This window comes from Pantoea endophytica, assembly GCF_002858935.1.
In the GTDB taxonomy this organism is placed as follows: domain Bacteria; phylum Pseudomonadota; class Gammaproteobacteria; order Enterobacterales; family Enterobacteriaceae; genus Pantoea; species Pantoea leporis.
The window spans coordinates 478,078-496,093 of the sequence record NZ_PJRT01000033.1; the positions used below are offsets into that span (position 1 = coordinate 478,078).

Here is an 18,016-nt window from a genome sequence, read left to right on the forward strand (position 1 = left end):
AAATAAAAGGCGGCTCTGTTGAGTCGCCCTTTTTACTACGCGGTAATACGAATGATTTTTTGCGTCATGCTCATGGCGGAATCAAATGGGCCGGTATTGCGCACGATTTTCACCATCACGCTGGCGCCCACCCACAGCTGATACAGGCTTTCCGCCACGCGGCTCGGTTTGTCATCGATAGACAGCGAACCTTCCTCAATACCCGCTTCTAACGCATCCGCCAGTCGCGCGATAATGCCGGCCGTACCGGTCTGTAGCGTGACGCGCATGCTATCCGACAGATCGGCAACTTCCGCGCCCAGCTTCACCGCCAGACACTTGCCCTGACAATCGGAGAACGATTGCGATTCACGCCACAGCTGCCAGTAGTTCATCAGCCGCTGCGCCATCGTCAAGCCCGGCTGGCTCAATGTCGCGTCTAGCTCAGCCAGATAATCATCGAAATAGCGCGCCAGCATATCCACCCCAAAAGCCTCTTTCGAGCTGAAGTAGTGATAGAACGAACCTTTTGGCACACCGGCATCGGTGAGGATTTCATTTAATCCGACAGCCGAAAAACCCTTGCCGGCCATAATGCGTTGGCCAGTGGCAAGGATGTGATTGCGGATTTCATTGCTATGCAATTGGGATGTAGTCGTCATAGCGTTAGATTACCAAATACTAGACCAGTCGTCTAGGCGCTGAACATGCGTTTACTGCTGCAATAAGGGAGGCGGACAGCGGTTCGCCTCCCGATGCGTTTATTGCGCCAGTTGCTTGATCAACTGTTGCGCCGTCTCTGCTGAAGACGTTGGGTTTTGTCCGGTAATCAGCAAACCATCGCTGACGACATAGGAACTCCAGTCCGCGCCTTTCGAATACAGACCGCCCTTCGCAACCAGCTCGTCTTCCACCAGGAAAGGCACCACCTGTGTCAGGCCGACCGCTTCCTCTTCGCTGTTGGTAAAACCGGTGACTTTACGGCCTGCTACCAGCGGTTTTCCTTGCGGTGTTTTGACGTGGCGCAGCACGCCTGGCGCATGACACACCAGTGCAACGTGCTTGTTGGCGGCAAGGAAGCCTTCGATCAGCGCGATTGAGTGCTGATCTTCTGCTAAATCCCACAGCGGACCGTGACCGCCTGGGTAAAACACCGCGTCGAAATCGGCTGGTGATACGCTGTCCAGACGCACGGTGGCGGCGAGTTGCGCGGTTGCTGCGGCATCCGCTTCAAAACGATGCGTTTGCTCCGTCTGGAAATCGGGTTCATTGCTTTTAGGATCTAACGGCGGATTGCCGCCTTTCGGTGACGCCAGCGTGATTTCTGCGCCAGCATCTTTGAAGGCGTAGTAAGGCGCGGCCAGCTCTTCCAGCCAGAAACCGGTTTTGCGGCCGGTGTTACCCAATTGGTCGTGTGAGGTTAGAACCATAAGAATCTTCATCATCAATCTCCTGCTTGCTGGATTAAACGTCTAAACTAGACCAGTCGTCTAGCGCTTGAATTCAAAGTAACAGCTAATAGACCAGTCGTCTAGAGGTTAATTCATTTTATTATTGAAATGGAATGCGCTGCTGTTTCTTACCTTTCGATCCGCTTCAGCGTACTCTGTCCCGGTTTGCCCTTTCTCACGGAACCGAAAAAATCATGTCCACACTACGATTACTCATTTCTGACTCACACGATCCCTGGTTCAACCTCGCAGTAGAAGAGTGTATTTTCCGCCAGATGCCGACAACGCAGCGCGTGCTGTTTCTCTGGCAGAACGCCGAAACCGTGGTTATCGGACGCGCCCAGAATCCGTGGAAAGAGTGCAACACGCGACGCATGGCGGAAGACGGCATCAAGCTGGCACGACGCAGCAGCGGCGGCGGCGCGGTGTTTCACGATTTGGGCAACTGCTGCTTCACCTTTATGGCCGGTAAACCGGAATACGATAAGTCAGTCTCCACGGCGATTATCCTGCGCGCGCTGGAACAGCTCGGCATTCCGGCAACAGCCTCCGGTCGCAACGATATCGTGGTGAACGTGGATGGCGAGGTGCGCAAGATTTCCGGATCTGCTTACCGTGAAACGCCGGATCGCGGTTTTCATCACGGCACCTTTTTGATGAATGCTGATTTGTCGCGTCTCGCCGATTACCTCAATCCAGACAGCAAAAAGTTACAGGCGAAAGGCATTACCTCGGTGCGATCGCGCGTGGCCAACATTGCTGATTTGGTGCCAGGCATCAGCTTTGAGGCGATCTGCCGTGAGGTGATTGCCGCCTATTACGATTACTATCAGGAAGAGTGCGAGCCGGAGCATATCTCCCCCGCCGCACTGCCTGATTTGCCTGGTTTTGAAGAGCAGTTTGCGCGTCTAAGCAGTTGGGAATGGAATTTTGGTAACGCACCGGATTTCTCGCATCTGCTGAATGAGCGTTTTGTCTGGGGCGGCGTTGAGATCCACTTTGATGTCGAACGCGGCGTGATTTCTCGCTGCCAGATTTTCACCGACAGCCTGAACCCTTCGCCATTAGAAGCGCTGGCGTTGCGTCTGCAGGGCGCGGTGTATCGACCTGAAACCATACTGGCGCAATTAGCGCAGTTGAAAGCAGAATATCCTCAGCAGATGAATGAGCTGAGCGAGCTGGAAAGCTGGCTGGTGGCGAGTGTGAGCTAAGCGTAAATCGGTCGCCATGAATGGCGACCAAACATTACTTATTCTCGGGCTGTGCGACTAAATCCGGTTCTTTGCCTACCAACATCAATGTCAGACTAAACGACATAATAAGCGCAATGGCGACGCCGGAAATGGCCCAGATAAAGTACGGGCCAATATAGGCCGGCAAACTGAATATACTGGAAAGAATATAGCCGTATAAACGCACGCCAAAGAAACCGATAAAGGCCGAAGCCAGCGCGCTGGAAACCGTTGCCGCAATAAAGGCTTTTTTGTAGCGCGTTAGCACGCCAAACAACGCCGGTTCTGTAATGCCTAATAATGCTGAAATGGCGGCTGAAAGTGTGACCACTTTGTCCTGACGATTTTTAGTCAATTTCCAGATAGCAAATGTGGCTCCGGCAATCGACATATTTGCCATAAACATCATCGGCATCAACATGTCATAACCGCGATCGCTGAAATTCTGTAACGCAATCGGTGTCATCGCGTGATGCATGCCGGTTAGCACCGCAACGGGGCGAATGGCACCGACAATTAAGCCAGCAAAGCTCGCTGAGATACTGAATAAGCCTTCAATAAACAGCGCCAAACCTTTGCCAAGCCAAATACCCATCGGGCCAATTACCACCAGCGCGGTTAATGCCGCCAGGAACAGCGTTAAGGTTGGGGTAAATACGGTTTTCAATACTTCCGGCATAATACGATCCACCCAGCGATGGATATAGCTGAGAGCCAGAATAGAGAAGATGACCGGGATAACGCTGGAAGCATAATTAAATACCGAAACCGGCAGCACGCCCATCAGCCAAAATGCGCTTACTGCGCCCTCCTGATGCGCCGCCAGCGATTTTGCCGCATCAATTAAAGAGGGATACATTAAACACGCCGCCACGGCTGCGGCTAAATACTCGTTGGTTTTAAAGATTTTGGCGGCGGAGACCGCTAAAAAGAACGGCAGGAAATAGAATACGCCGCTGGCGATTAAATCAATCACCATTACCGTATCGCTTTTGGCCGAAACCAGCTGTAACGCCACTAATCCGGCCAGCAAACCTTTGATCATCCCGGCACCAGCAATGGCGGGAACAATCGGGCCAAATACGCCCGAAACGGTATCCATAAACCGCGATACCAGGCTTTTGCGCGCTTTCTCGTTTTGCGCGGGCTGAACGCCGTCGTTATTTAATACCGGAACGATTTGCTCATACCAGCTATTGACCTTGGGCCCGATAATAATCTGGAATTGTTCACTCTGCATTTGCGCGCCCAATACGCCGGGCAAGGTTTTAATTTCGCTCTGGTTAACTTTATTGTCATCAATAAGGTCAAAGCGCAGACGCGTCATGCAATGCCAGACTTTATTGATATTATTCTTCCCACCCACTAAGTGGATTATATTTTTTATTACTTCCTGCGTTCCCATACGTGCTCCTGAGGGAAGAAAAACAGCCTGATGAAATCTGCACTGGATGGTAATAAATGACGCTCAACAAAACAAACCAATAAATCTTGACTGCGATCACATAACCCGCTGCAACAGGACTATTAAGTTTTAAAATAGCAAATTGGTCTGTTTTATCGCGATAAACACTCTTTTTTACTGACCAATGTTTCTTGGCTGAAAAAGGGTTTGCGTCTCAATAAAAACCCGGTAATGATACGCCAAAATAGCTTATCAACAGGCCTTGAAATTGAGCGCAGTGACTGCGCCACAGGAGTATTTCACGTGACCCCAACCCTTATTGAAAGTATTGAGTGTTTTATTACCCGCCCCGATCGCCATAACCTTATTACCGTACGTGTTACCACCAATAAAGGGATTACCGGTCACGGCTGCGCCACCTTTCAACAGCGTCCTTTGGCGGTAAAAACCATGGTGGATGAGTATCTGGTGCCGCTATTAGTTGGACGCGATGCCAACAATATTGAAGACCTGTGGCAGATGATGAACGTTAATGCCTATTGGCGTAACGGTCCGGTGACCAACAATGCCATTTCGGGCGTGGATATGGCGCTGTGGGATATTAAATCGCAGTTAGCCGATATGCCTTTATATCAGCTGTGGGGCGGCAAAGCGCGCGATGCGATTGCAGCTTACACCCATGCCAGCGGTGAAACGCTGGAGGAACTTTATACCTCCGTTGATAACGCCTTAGAGAAAGGCTATCGCCATATCCGCTGTCAGCTGGGCTTTTACGGCGGAACGCCGAAAGAACTCCACGCACCGGAAAATAGCACCTCCGGCGCTTATTACTCGCAGCAAGAGTACATGACGAATACGGTCGAGATGTTCCGCGCGTTGCGGGAGAAATACGGTCACTGTTTTGAAATACTGCATGACGTGCATGAGCGCTTATTCCCGCAGCAGGCCATTCAGCTGGTAAAACAGCTTGAGCGGTATATGCCCTACTTCCTTGAGGATGTGCTCCCACCCGCGCAAACTGGCTGGCTAGCGCAGTTGCGTCAGCAAAGCGCGGTGCCGTTAGCGTTAGGCGAATTATTTAATAATCCCGCAGAATGGCACGAATTAATTGTCAATCGTCGCATCGACTTTATTCGTTGTCACGTCTCGCAGATTGGTGGTATTACGCCGGCATTGAAACTGGCTGCACTGTGTCAGGCATTTGGTGTGCGACTGGCATGGCACGGACCGGGCGATATGACGCCGATTGGCGTGGCGGTTAATACACATCTGAATATTCATCTGCACAATGCTGCGATTCAGGAATTTATTCCACGCTCAACGCTGACGGATGCCATTTTCCCTGGCGCGCCGGAAATTAAAAATGGCTATCTCTATCCGCCGCAAGCATCAGGTATTGGCGTCGGCTTTGATCAGGCGTTAGCGGAAAAATATCCGGTAGTTTATCGTCCGCATGAATGGACGCAGAGTCGCCTGCCAGACGGCACCATGCACACGCCATAAGTTAGCGCTGTTGCTGGCGGAAACGCAGATTATCCGGGTTATGCGGAATCAGATAGGTGCAGGTGTAATTAATATCTACGATGTCGCTGATTTCATACACCTGCCCGCCCTGCAAAATACCACGATTAATAATGTGCATCGCCGGACTGCCTTTTTTACAACCCAGTAGCGTCGCCTGTTCGCGGTTAACGCTAATCGCACGATAGCTGGTGAGTAAATGTGAGATTTGGTAGCCTTTGGACAACACATATTGCTGTATCGAGCGCTCAATAATCTCACCGTTGAGATCGGTAAATAAGGTTGCGGGCATACGCGATATTTCAATTTGTACTGCCACATTATCGACATAGCGCAGGCGGGAAAACTCCCAGATAAAGGCGTTATCGTTAATGGCAAATATCTGTTGCTCATCACTATCGGGGCGTCTTTTACGCAGGCTAAGTGAGCGGTAATGCATCTGATCAAAGCGCTTTTCGGTGATCGAATTATAAACCAGCGGGTTATTACGTACCGTTTCATTAATCCAGATACCTGATCCCTGCACGATACGTACCGCGCCGATACTCACCAGTTTCTCCAGTGCCTGGCGGATAGTGAAACGCGATACGCCATATTCTTCGGCCAGCTGGCGTTCAGGCGGTAATTTGCGTGGCGCGGAGGTATCTTCCTGATAGATCTTGCTCAGCAAATCCTGGGTAACGAACTCTTTCTTTTTCATTGAATTACCCTCCTCCGGTGTTTTATCCGCAGATGATAACACGATGTTATAAGGAGGATGGGTTAGGTGCCCATGAATGGGGCTTTACAGGCTTTTCTGCACCAGAAACGCAATCAGCGTTGCATCCCGCTCGCCCATCAACGCCGGCAAAGCCTTGTTATCGCTGACGGAATCGCCTTTGTGCAACCGTTCATTATCCATACGCACAATGCCGTCCAGCACGTTGACCCAGCTTGAAAAACCTTCACGCCGTGGCACATTCACCTGTTTGCCGCGCTCCAGTTTCAGGTCATAAATGTATACCGCCTGATTCAGCGCCAGCGGCGCCTCGCTGCCGTGCGGCCCTGCCAGTAACGTCCATGCGTTTACTGCCGCACCGTCCGCACGGGTAAAGGTATTGACCTGCGGCTCACCGCCGGTTTGCGCTGGAATGATGGTGGCCTGCAACATGTCGGTTTCGATAAAAGGCGCAGACTCGGCAAAGCGCATGCCGCTACCGGCACTCAGCAGCAGCGCGCGTTTGGCGTTAAGGGAGTGCGTTTCACCCTGCTCGGTGCTGTGCAGCAGCGAACCGCGCCAAACGTAGCTGAAAATCTCGCTATCCTGATTAGAATGCAGCGGGATAGTGGCATCCAGTTGCAGCGTCATTTGGTCGACAATCGCCAGCGGTCCAAACGCTTCACCGGGACGCTGACGGCGAATGGTAAAAGGACCATATTCAAACAGCTGATCGCGTTGGGCGCGCAGGATGTTCATGATGTTATTCCTTGATGATTTTTTCTGTCCACCATCATAGAGGTCTGAAAAATCATGAACAGCAGGCAAAACTGCTCGCTTAAATCAAAAAAACTGAACAACGCTAAAGCGCCGAAATAATCAGGTCGGGTTAATGTTTTTATTCATCGCCAGTACAGCTTTAATTGCGTAAAATAGCCGCTTTATTCTGCGAGTGTAATAATCATGAACCGAAGCGAACAGATCCTGGCCGCCGCCGAGCAATGCATGCGGCTGAAAGGCTTTCACCAGACATCGATTCAGAATATTGCCAGCCAGGCCGACGTCAGCATTGGTTTAATTTATAAATACTATAAAAACAAAGAGGCGATCATTGAGGCATTAGTCACCAATGTAGTGCAGCGGATGATCACGCTACTCAATGCCGACTTTGAACGTATCGCGCATATGAAAGGACATTATCACGAAGCGGAAGATATTGTGCCGGCGGCAGTGGAAAACAGTATTATTCTGCTGATGGAAGTGTCATCTGAAGCCACGCGTAATAATCGCATCCGACAAATTATGCTCGATGCCTGGCATGAGCTTAAAAATAATTTTATTGCTCAGGAGCAGGCGCTGCACCCCGAGCAGGATGCCAATTCCATTCACACCCGCTTATATGTGATGTCGCTGATTATTGACGGCATTATTATTCGCCGCTGCATGAAGCAGCGCGATATGGCGCCGGGCTTTATGCCGTTTTTCAATGCGGTGGTGAATGATGTCTATCCGCACGGTGCGATGTAAATTCAGCCGAACAGATGCTGGCTGAGAACGCCGTTCACCCGCTGCATTTCACGTTGGTTCAGGTCGCTATCGCCGAAGGCGCGACAGGCGACGCCATCGACCAGCAACAATAAAAATTGAATGCGATTGGCGCGCTGTGTTGGATCGATATCAGGTTGTTGCGCGCGAAAAATAGCCGCTAACTCAGCAAGTAATAATTGCTCCTGCTGGGCCAGAATGGTACGCACCGATTCATTACGCGACGCCTCAGAATACATTTCCAGTAATAATTTCCGGTCCTGACTCGGCCAATGCTGCCAGAATGGCGAATCAGCGTTGATAATATCCTGAGTCGATTGTTGTGCGGGTAAATATTGTATTAAAAACAGGCGCCAGTTCTGCGCGATGCTTTTTATGGTTTCCATTACAATAAGCTCTTTACTGCTAAAGTAACGATATATTTGCCCTGCCCCTAACGCTGATTCGCGGCTAATATCCGCCATGCTGGCGCCATGAAATCCGGAGCGACTAAAACAGACTTTCGCCGCAGAAATCACCTGCTGCTGACGCTGTAAGAGAAAATCGTCATGTTCAGAGTGACTCACATTGGCTCCGAAAAAGAATTTAGCGTTTATTCCCGTCATCATACGTGATGCGTTTCCGGTGAGAAACCCAGACAATGTTTCCAATTCTTGCTTCCCCGCACGCAGGCATTGTAGCGGCGCAATTTATTGCGCGATAAATCGCGCCGCTACGAAAAGTGCAATTATTGCGCGCTCATTATTTCAGATTCTTTCAACGCCGTGCCGCCACCCATCACTTTATAGAAGGTGATCAAATTCAGGTAATAGGCTTGCTGCATACTCACCAGATTGGTTCGGGCACTGTACAGCGTGCGCTGCGCGGTTAACGCATTGAGGTAGCTATCAACACCGTTGCGGTAGCGCAGATCCGCCAGATGATAATAGGTTTGCGATGCCGCTACATTACGCTGCTGACTGCTGAGCTGATCGTTGATGGTGCCACGACGCGCCAGCGCATCCGCCACTTCCTGGAAGGCGGTTTGCACCGCTTTCTCATACGCCGCTACGTAATATTCCTTCTGTGCTTTGGTGTATTTCAGGTAAGAGACGTTGTAGCCGCCCTGGAAAATCGGCAGCGAAATGCTCGGCGCAAATGACCAAATACCCGCCCCGTTTTTAAACAGCGTCGACAGATCGCTACTGCCGACGCCGCCGCTGCCCGTCAGCGTAATGCTCGGGAAGAAGTTGGCACGCGCCGCGCCGATACTGGCGTTGGCAGACTTGAGATTATGCTCGGCTTGCAACACATCAGGACGATTCAGCAACGCATCTGATGAGACGCCCGCAGGTACCTCGCGCAGTGCGTTACCGATCGACTCAATGCTGTCAGGCAGCAGGTTATCCGGCACGCTGCGGCCCACCACCAAATCCAGCGCGTTTTTATCCTGCGCCACCAGCGTGCTGTAGCTGGCGACATCGGCCTGCGCGGATTGATAGGTGGTTTCCGCAGACGAGACATCCACCATTGAGGCGATACCATTTTCCATCTGCTTGCGCGTCACCTGCCATGATTGTCGCGCGCTCTCGGCGGTCTCTTTAGCAATCGCCAGATTGCTGCGATCGGCGGCGAGCTGCAGCCAGTAATCCACGGTGTTGTACAACACCGTCAGGCGCGTGCTGCGTGCGCCCTGCAGCGTGCCGAGATAGGTTTCATACTGCTCGCGCGTCAGGCTCTGGTTTTTGCCAAACAGATCGAGTTCAAACGAACTGACGCTACCTTCTGCTGAATAACTGTTGCTGATGGCGGTTTGATTGCCTTCGCCTGTTAACGCGCGCGAACGCGTGCCGCTCACGCCGGCGCTAATAGCCGGGAACAGATTGGCGCGCTCTTCACCGTATTGCGCATGCGCGGATTTAACGCTGGCCACCGCTTCACGCAAGTCGCGGCTGCTATCCAGCGCCATCGCCACCACCTGCCGCAGTTTGGCGTCGAGCACATAATCCTGCCAGCTCAGGTCGCGGTAGTTGCTGGCTGGCGTGCCTTGCAATGAACGATAGGCTTCACCGCTCGGCATCTGGCTGCTGACCGCGCCTTGCGGGCGCTCATAGTGCGGATCGAGCGACACACAACCCGACAGCAGCGCGGGAACCAATACCATTAAGAGTTTTGCCGACATGTTATTCCCCCGCCTTGGGCACAGATGCATGATTATCGTCATGCGGTATCGCCGGGAACACGCGACGCACCAGAACAAAGAACAGCGGTACAAAGAAGATCGCCAGCAAGGTAGCAGTCAGCGTGCCGCCAATAATACCGGTACCGATCGCAATACGGCTGTTGGCGCCCGCGCCGGTGGAAATCGCCAGCGGCAATACGCCAGCGGTAAATGCCAGCGAAGTCATAATGATGGGCCGTAGGCGCATCGATGCCGCGTGCGTCGCCGCCTTCACCAGGCTTTCCCCTTTGCGGTAATTGTCTTCAGCGAACTCAACGATCAGAATCGCGTTCTTCGCCGACAAGCCAATGATGGTTAACAGCGCCACCTGGAAGTAGACGTCGTTTTCCAGCCCGCGCAGGCTGATCGCCAGCAGCGAGCCGATCACCCCCAGCGGTACGACCATCATCACCGAGAACGGCACCGACCAGCTTTCATACAACGCCGCCAGGCACAGAAACACCACAATCAGCGAGATGCCATACAGCGACATCGCCTGGTTGCCGGAGAGTTTTTCCTGATACGACAAGCCGCTCCACGCAAAAGTGGTGCCCGCCGGCAGCTTCGCAGCCAGTTTTTCCATCGCGCTGATCGCATCCCCGGAACTCTTGCCGGCCGCCGCCGAACCTTCGATTTCGTAGGACGCGAGGCCGTTATAACGAGACAGCACATCCGGGCCGTACGCCCACTCTGAGGAGGCAAACGACGCAAACGGCACCATGGTGGTATTGCTGTTGCTATCGCTGCCGCGCACGTACCAGCGATCAATATCTTCCGGCTTGCTGCGGAACTGCTGATCGCCCTGCATGTAAACCTTCTTCACGCGGCCACGATCGGTGAAGTCGTTGATGTAGCTGCCGCCAATCGCCGCACTGAGCGTGTCGTTGATGTCGCTGATGGTGAGACCCAGCGACTGCGCTTTTTCATCGTCGATATTGACCTGCAGCTGCGGCAAATCCGGCAAGGTGTTGGCACGCACCGCGCTGAGCAGCGGATCCTGATTGGCTTCAGCAATCAGCTGATTGCGCATTTGCAGTAGCTGATCGCGCCCGGTGGCACCACGCGCCTGCAGCTCAAAGGTGAATCCGTCTGACTGCCCCAAACCGGACACCGACGGCGGCGACAGCACGAAGATCTGCGCATCACGAATGCTGGCAAGATTGGCCATTGCACGCGCGGCAATGGCATCGGCACTGTTTTCAGCACCTTTACGCTCGCTCCAGTTCTTCAGCGAGATAAAGCCAATCCCGGCGTTCTGGCCGCTGCCGGCAAAACTGAAGCCATTCACCAGCATGCTGACGTTGACGTTGTCTTTTTCTTTGGTGGCGAAGTATTCCTGCACCTGACGACGAACCGCGCTGGTGCGGTTTTCCGTCGCGCCCGGTGCCAGCTGGTATTGCACCATGATATAGCCCTGATCCTCAGTCGGCAGGAAGCCGGTCGGCAAACGCATATACAGCACCGCGCAACCGATCAGCAGCACCGCGTAGAGCAGCAGATAGCGCACCGAACTGTGCAGCACATGACCCACGCCGTTGTGATAACGCGTCTGCACGCGCTCGTAGCTGCGATTAAACCAGCCGAAAAAGCCCTTTTGACCGCCTTCTTCGTTGTGCGGTTTGAGCAGCGTGGCGCACAACGCCGGCGTCAACGTTAACGCCACAATCACCGACAGCACCATCGATGACACAATGGTGATGGAGAACTGACGATAGATAACACCGGTTGAGCCGCTAAAGAAGGTCATCGGCAGAAACACCGCCGACAGCACCAGCGCGATACCAATCAGCGCCCCGGTGATCTCTTTCATCGATTTTTCAGTGGCCTCACGCGGCGGCAAGCCCTCTTCGCGCATCACACGCTCGACGTTCTCCACCACCACGATCGCGTCATCCACTAACAGCCCGATGGCGAGCACCATGCCGAACATGGTTAAGGTGTTGATCGAGTACCCGAACAGTGACAGCACGCCAAAGGTTCCCAGCAACACCACCGGCACGGCAATCGCCGGAATCAGCGTGGTGCGGATGTTCTGCAGAAACACGAACATCACGATCACCACCAGAATCACCGCCTCGATTAGGGTTTTCACCACCTCTTCAATCGAGATTTTCACAAAGTCGGTACTGTCGAGCGGATACGCCACTTCATAGCCCGGCGGCATGCTGCTGCGGAACTCGTCGATGGTGGCTTTCACCTGTTCGGCGGTTGACAGCGCATTGGCGCCGGACGCCAGCTGCACCGCGATCCCTGAAGCCGGATGACCGTTCGCCAGCACGTTGGCGCTGTAATCCTCATCACCCATTTCTACGCGAGCCACATCACTCAGATGCACCACCGAGCCGTCGCTTTGGCTTTTCAACACGATATTGCGGAACTGTTCCGGCGTTTGCAGACGTGAACGCGAACGCACGGTCGCCACCAGCTGCTGCTCTTTGCTGGCCGGTTGCGCGCCCAGCTGACCGGAGGAAACCTGGGTATTCTGGCTCTCCAGCGCGCTGGTCACATCGGACGGCATCAGCGAAAAGGAGGCGAGTTTGGCGGGATCGAGCCAGATGCGCATGGCGTATTCGGCACCAAACACCTGCACGCTACCGACGCCCGGCACGCGCGCCAGCGTATCTTCCATGTTGCTGACCATGTAGTCCGCCACATCGGCCGAGGTGCTTTGGTTGGTTTTATCGTACAGCGCCAGAATCAACAGGAAGTCGCTTTGCGCCTTCTCCACCGTCACGCCTTGCGTGGTAACGGACGTCGGCAAGCGGCTTTCGGCCTGCTGCACTTTGTTCTGCACCTGCACCTGCGCAATATCCGGATCGGTGCCCTGCTGGAAAGTGACGCTGATTTTTACCTGGCCGGTTGAGGCGGTGCTGGTGGAATCGAAATAAAGCAAGCCGTCGAGGCCGGTGAGCTGCTGCTCGATCACCTGCGTGACGCTGCTTTCCAGCGTTTCCGCCGACGCGCCGGTGTAAGTGGCCTGAATACTGATCTGCGGCGGTGCGACGTCGGGATATTGCGCAATCGGCAGGCTTTTAATGCTGAGCACGCCAAACATCATGATGCAGATGGCGATCACCCAGGCGAATACCGGGCGGCGAATAAAGAACTGAGCCAACATAGTTACTGGCCTCCGCTGCGGGCGCTGTTTGGCGTCACTTCAACTGCTTTCACCGTCATCCCGGCCTGCACTTTGGCGGTGCCTTCGACAATCAGCTTGTCGCCGCTGTTTAACCCGCTGGTCACCAGCCAGGTGTTGCCGATAACCCGATCGGTCACCACTTCCCGGCTTTGCACTTTGTTCTCGTTATCCACCACCAGCGCCGTGGCGTTGCCCTTAGCATCACGCGTGATGCCCTGCTGCGGTGCCAGAATCGCATCGTTTTTAACACCGTTGGTGACGCTGGCGCGCACATACATGCCCGGCAACAATTCATGCTGCGGATTGGGGAAGATGGCGCGCAGCGTAACGGTTCCGGTGGCTTCATCAACCGCCACTTCGGTCAGTTCCAGCCTGCCGGGATGATCGTAATTGCTACCGTCTTCCAGTTTTACCGTTACTGGCACCACATCGCTGCTCTGCTGGAGGGAAGCCTGCTGACGCTTCAGTTTCAGCAGTTGCACGCTGGATTGCGTGAGATCGACATAGATCGGATCGAGCGCGCGAATGGTCGCCAGCGCCGTGGTTTGCGCCGAGGTCACCAGCGCGCCCGGCGTCACTGACGAGATGCCGATGCGGCCAGAAATCGGTGCTTTGATTTGCGTGTAGTTGAGGTTGATGCGGGCGCTTTCGACGGCGGCACGATATTGATCAACCGACGCCACGTTCTGTTGATAGGTTGCCAGCGCATCGTCGGCATCCTGACGCGATACGCCGTTCTCTTTCACCAGCGCGCTATAGCGCGCGGATTTTAACTGGCTGCTTTTCACTAACGCCTGCGCATTTTTCAACTGCGCAACGGCCTGATCGTAGCTGGCCTGATAGCTGGCTGCATCGATTTGATACAGCACCTGACCGGCTTTGACTTCGTCGCCTTCGGTAAACAGGCGCTTCTGGATGATACCGTCCACCTGCGGACGCACTTCCGACACCATGCTGCCCACCACGCGTCCGGTGAGTTGACTATCGAGCGTCACCGACTCAGTTTGCAGCGTTTTCACGCCGACTTCGGTGGTCATGTCGCCCGCTGGCGGGGCGCTATTTTGGTCACAGGCGGCGAGCAATAACACCAGCCCGGCGATGGCCGTGCGCTGAAAATTCTTCATGAATAATCCTGTAGTGAACGTTCATTCTCAATCGAGAGTCTACCAAATCGCGGATGTGGGCGTATGTCAGGAAAATGAAAAGAGCGCTCCTGAAAAGCGACAGCAGAATAGCGTCCTCTTTGATTGAGGATTTTTAAAGGTTAAATCGCGATAGGTTACAAAGTGTTGCTAACGATAATGAGTTATAACCATTAATGCAAATGATTATTATTTACATGAGAGTAAACGTTAACCCGATGCGCGGTCTTGCATGCGCACCCTACGAAAATTTATGTACCACCTTTAACGCCAGCTGCGGGCTGGTTAACGGCTGACTATCGGCGCTACACAGCCTGGACGCCGCCGCCATGGAAACCTGGGCCAGCGCCACATGATCTGCGCCCTGCTGTTTCCCGTCTGCCACCGCTTGCGCAATCATTTGCAGATACGCATCCTGATGACCCGCTTTGAACGCCGCCCATGCGCCAGGAATCAGCTGCACAACAGGATGCTGTTCAACCGGCAGCGTCGCTGGGCAAAACAGCGCTCGCGTCGCCGCCAGTGTGGATTCCGCCGCACACAGCACCAGAGATTTACCCGGCAAACGGTGCACTTCATCGGCCAGCATGCGATCGGTGCGATACACCGGGCAATCATGCCCTTCAACACAAAAACCATCGGCAACCGGACCCAGCGTCGAGCAGGTAATCAGAATCGCGTCGAACCACGGCGTCAGGCTGCGTAACAGCTGTTCCAGCTTTTGCTGCTGCGAAGCGGTCATGGCACCGGTCAGCTCCGCTTCCGCCAGCAAATGCGGCATCACGATATGACTCAGTGCGCCGTTGCTCATGCCCAATGAGTGCGCGGCGTCATCGAAAATAGCGATATTACTGGCGGCGGTATGCAGGCAGGCGATAGTCATAGAATTCCTGATCAGTGGCGTCTCTTAGGGATGCTCAATATAACCTGACAAAAACAAAAAAAGGCGCCACAGCGGGCGCCTTATTCTATTTCACTGCAATTACTTCAAACGGAATGCCACAACGCTGTCACCCGCCTGGGTGCCAAGCGAACCGTGACCGCCTGCGGCAATCACCACGTACTGCTTACCGTCTTTACCCATAAAGGTAGACGGCGTGGCTTGCGCACCGGCACTCAGCTCGGTCTGCCACAGCAGCTCGCCGGTGGTGCTGTCGTAGGCGCGGAAGAAGTTATCCGCAGTTGCACCGTGGAACACCAAATCCCCTGCGGTCAGCAATGGACCACCGTGCGCCACCATGCCCATCGGGAAGCCGATGGGGAAGCGGCCCGGCAGGAAGCTGGTCTTCAGGTTTTTGGTGACGCCCACGCGACGCAGCCATTCGGTTTTACCGGTCTTCAGATCCACGCCCACCATGCGGCCCCAAGGCGGCGCAACACAGGGAATGCCGAGGCCTGACGCCATCTGCTGGATATGGATCGCGTAGTCACCGTGGAAGTTTTCGTTCCAGTATGGCGTGCCATCTTTGGTGAACAGGCGCTCGGTGGCGGTCTGCTCGGTGCGTTTGATCAGGTTGTACTTGTAGGCCAGACGCACTGGCGCGGCAATCAGCATTTGACGCTGCGGATCAACCGCAACCGAACCCCAGTTGAACACACCAATGTTGCCAGGGAAGATCAGTGAACCGCCTTCTGTTGCTGGCGTCCACGGATTACCGTCATAGCGCAGGCTACGGAAATCCATGCGGCATGACATCTGGTCAAACGGCGTGATGCCCCACATTGACTTCTCGGTCAACGGCTGCGGGATGAAGTTCAGGCTGGAAACCGGCTGAGTCGCCGCAAATTTCTCACCCGCTACGCCACCTTCAGTCGAAACCTTCACCTGGTTCACCGGATACACCGGCTGGCCGGTAAGACGGTTCAGCACAAACAGGTTGCCGGTTTTGGTCGGCAGGATTACCACAGGCTGCTTCTGGCCTTGATAATCGATGTCCACCAGCGAAGGCTGTGACGGATTATCGCGGTCCCACAGGTCGTGGTTGGAGCTCTGATAGCGCCATTTGAACGCACCGGTTTGTAGATCCAGCGCCACCAGCGCATCACGGAACTTCTCGGTGTTACTGTTCGGATCGCGTTCAATGCCCACTTCATCCGGTGAAGCGTTACCAAATGGCACATAGACTACGCCGTTTTTCAGGTCAGCACTCAGCGTGCCCCACGCCACTGGCGTGTCCTGCGGGTAGTTTTGACCGGCAGCAATTGGCGCGGTGTTATCCGGGTTGGCCGGATCAAAGTTCCACACCAGACGACCGCTTTGCACGTCATAGGCACGGATCACGCCTGACGGGTTGCCGCTGTTGAAGCCGTTATCCATCACGGAACCGCCAACGATCACCAGCTTGCCCGCCACCAGCGGTGCTGCGGTTTGCATCAGCGCATGTGGACGCACTTCACCCATGTTGGCGTGCAGATCAACCACACCGTTCTGACCGAAATCTGCGCACGGTTTACCGGTATCGGCATCCAGCGCAATCAGCTGCGCATCGGTGGTGGCGTTAAAGATACGCTTACGGCAGATGGCCGGATTTGCGGCGCTATCCTGTGCGGCAACCGGGGTTTCTTCGTAGTAGCTTACGCCGCGACAGGTCTGATGCTGCTGCAGGTAAGAGCGGTCTTTATTTGGCGTAAATTTCCACTTCACCGCGCCGGTTTCCGGATCAAGCGCATGCACTTCGTTATGCGGCGTACAGAAATACAGCATACCGTTGGCTTTCAGCGGCGTAGCTTCGAAGGTGTATTCGGTGGCATCCGCATCCTGGCGCAGATCGCCGGTGTGGTAGGTCCATGCAACTTCGAGGTTTTTGACGTTCTCTTTGCTGATCTGATTCAGCGCCGAGAAACGCAGGCCGTCAGACGAACCACCGTACGCGGTCCAGTCGTTAGCGGCGCCCTGCTCGCTGTTTTGCTCGCGGGCATTGCTGATGGTGCCTTGCTGCGGAACCGGATCGTAGAAGCATAGACCAATCACCACCACGATCATGATAATCACAGTGCCGCCGAGGAAGCCGTGGAAACGGCGTTCGCCGCGATACAGCGGTTTCACCACCCACGGCATCGCCAGCCACAGGCCGATCACGCCGAACAGGTCACCGCGTGGGATCCACTGCCATTTATCAAAGCCCACTTCCCAGATAATCCAGGCGAGCGTAATCCACATCAGCACCGCATACAGCGCCAGCGCGCTGCGCTGGTTGCGGAACAGTAATATTGCGGTGATAAGTAATCCCACCGCCATCAGCGCATAGAAGGCGCTGCCGCCCAGCATCAACAGCTTGCCGCCCATGTACAGCAAGGCAATCGCCAGAATCGCGAGCACGATACTGGTTAATTTGTTAACCATGCTAATCCCTCAACCATATTCATCGAAAAACCTCAAAAATAACCCCACATAAAATCAACAGAATTTTAACGTACGTTACCGTTTAGTAAAAACCCGTTGCGAGGTATGTCGTTAGCTCCGCTAATGAATGTAGTTTGGCTAATGGCTGCCAGCTACCGCCTGGTTCAATGTGTGACTGAAATCACGTTTCATTTTCGTTGAGAGAATTAATCATTGGTGAGGAAAATTCGCATTTTTTGATAACGAAAAATGGCGAGGATGCGCGATTTGGGGGAATTTGCGCCTGAGACATAACCTTGCGCAGATTTGTTACTACGCCCGCTGTAGTAGAAAACTTACGCTGTTTTCTTTTTACCCGGGAA

The 18,016-nt window shown here is 54.0% G+C and carries 14 protein-coding genes; 3 read left to right on the plus strand and 11 right to left on the minus strand.

What is annotated here, in order from left to right:
* Positions 1 to 35: 35 nt before the first annotated feature.
* Both PZBJ_RS22900 and PZBJ_RS22905 read right to left on the minus strand, forming a co-directional pair.
* Positions 36 to 641: a TetR/AcrR family transcriptional regulator gene (locus PZBJ_RS22900; protein ID WP_101764434.1), complete on the minus strand. Its 606-nt coding sequence runs from the start codon at positions 639 to 641 to the stop codon at positions 36 to 38.
* Between the two features lie 99 nt (positions 642 to 740).
* Positions 741 to 1,421 (minus strand): type 1 glutamine amidotransferase domain-containing protein, encoded by a 681-nt coding sequence (locus PZBJ_RS22905; RefSeq protein WP_101764435.1) that lies wholly within the window; start codon positions 1,419 to 1,421, stop codon positions 741 to 743.
* 203 nt (positions 1,422 to 1,624) lie between these two features.
* Between PZBJ_RS22905 and PZBJ_RS22910 the strand changes: the two genes are divergently transcribed.
* Positions 1,625 to 2,641, plus strand: coding sequence for a lipoate--protein ligase (locus PZBJ_RS22910; RefSeq protein WP_101764436.1), 1,017 nt, complete (start codon positions 1,625 to 1,627; stop codon positions 2,639 to 2,641).
* 34 nt (positions 2,642 to 2,675) lie between these two features.
* On the opposite strand, the gene PZBJ_RS22915 is transcribed toward PZBJ_RS22910, so the two are convergent.
* Positions 2,676 to 4,067 (minus strand): PTS transporter subunit EIIC, encoded by a 1,392-nt coding sequence (locus PZBJ_RS22915; RefSeq protein ID WP_101764437.1) that lies wholly within the window; start codon positions 4,065 to 4,067, stop codon positions 2,676 to 2,678.
* Positions 4,068 to 4,370: 303 nt separating this feature from the next.
* Here PZBJ_RS22915 and PZBJ_RS22920 point away from each other — a divergent pair, with 303 nt between their 5' ends.
* Entirely contained in the window at positions 4,371 to 5,570 is a 1,200-nt protein-coding gene (locus PZBJ_RS22920; RefSeq protein ID WP_101764438.1) for an enolase C-terminal domain-like protein, read from the plus strand.
* Between the two features lies 1 nt (position 5,571).
* On the opposite strand, the gene PZBJ_RS22925 is transcribed toward PZBJ_RS22920, so the two are convergent.
* Together PZBJ_RS22925 and PZBJ_RS22930 are read right to left on the minus strand one after the other, a co-directional pair.
* On the minus strand, positions 5,572 to 6,288 hold the full coding sequence (locus PZBJ_RS22925) for a GntR family transcriptional regulator (RefSeq protein ID WP_101764439.1): 717 nt from the start codon (positions 6,286 to 6,288) through the stop codon (positions 5,572 to 5,574).
* An 84-nt stretch (positions 6,289 to 6,372) separates the two neighbouring features.
* Positions 6,373 to 7,044 (minus strand): pirin family protein, encoded by a 672-nt coding sequence (locus PZBJ_RS22930; protein ID WP_101764440.1) that lies wholly within the window; start codon positions 7,042 to 7,044, stop codon positions 6,373 to 6,375.
* Between the two features lie 204 nt (positions 7,045 to 7,248).
* Here PZBJ_RS22930 and PZBJ_RS22935 point away from each other — a divergent pair, with 204 nt between their 5' ends.
* On the plus strand, positions 7,249 to 7,812 hold the full coding sequence (locus PZBJ_RS22935) for a TetR/AcrR family transcriptional regulator (protein ID WP_101764441.1): 564 nt from the start codon (positions 7,249 to 7,251) through the stop codon (positions 7,810 to 7,812).
* 2 nt (positions 7,813 to 7,814) lie between these two features.
* On the opposite strand, the gene PZBJ_RS22940 is transcribed toward PZBJ_RS22935, so the two are convergent.
* From PZBJ_RS22940 to PZBJ_RS22965, 6 genes are all read right to left on the minus strand, one after another.
* Positions 7,815 to 8,438, minus strand: a complete 624-nt coding sequence (locus PZBJ_RS22940; RefSeq protein WP_240632932.1) for a TetR/AcrR family transcriptional regulator — start codon at positions 8,436 to 8,438, stop codon at positions 7,815 to 7,817.
* 119 nt (positions 8,439 to 8,557) lie between these two features.
* Positions 8,558 to 9,991, minus strand: coding sequence for an efflux transporter outer membrane subunit (locus tag PZBJ_RS22945; protein WP_101764442.1), 1,434 nt, complete (start codon positions 9,989 to 9,991; stop codon positions 8,558 to 8,560).
* Position 9,992: 1 nt separating this feature from the next.
* Positions 9,993 to 13,148, minus strand: coding sequence for an efflux RND transporter permease subunit (locus PZBJ_RS22950; RefSeq protein WP_101764443.1), 3,156 nt, complete (start codon positions 13,146 to 13,148; stop codon positions 9,993 to 9,995).
* A 2-nt stretch (positions 13,149 to 13,150) separates the two neighbouring features.
* Complete coding sequence (locus PZBJ_RS22955; RefSeq protein WP_101764444.1) at positions 13,151 to 14,293, minus strand: efflux RND transporter periplasmic adaptor subunit; 1,143 nt, start codon at positions 14,291 to 14,293, stop codon at positions 13,151 to 13,153.
* A gap of 259 nt (positions 14,294 to 14,552) precedes the next feature.
* Positions 14,553 to 15,194: a glutamate racemase gene (locus PZBJ_RS22960; RefSeq protein WP_101764445.1), complete on the minus strand. Its 642-nt coding sequence runs from the start codon at positions 15,192 to 15,194 to the stop codon at positions 14,553 to 14,555.
* A gap of 99 nt (positions 15,195 to 15,293) precedes the next feature.
* Positions 15,294 to 17,654, minus strand: coding sequence for a membrane-bound PQQ-dependent dehydrogenase, glucose/quinate/shikimate family (locus tag PZBJ_RS22965; protein WP_101764446.1), 2,361 nt, complete (start codon positions 17,652 to 17,654; stop codon positions 15,294 to 15,296).
* Between the last annotated feature and the right edge of the window lie 362 nt (positions 17,655 to 18,016).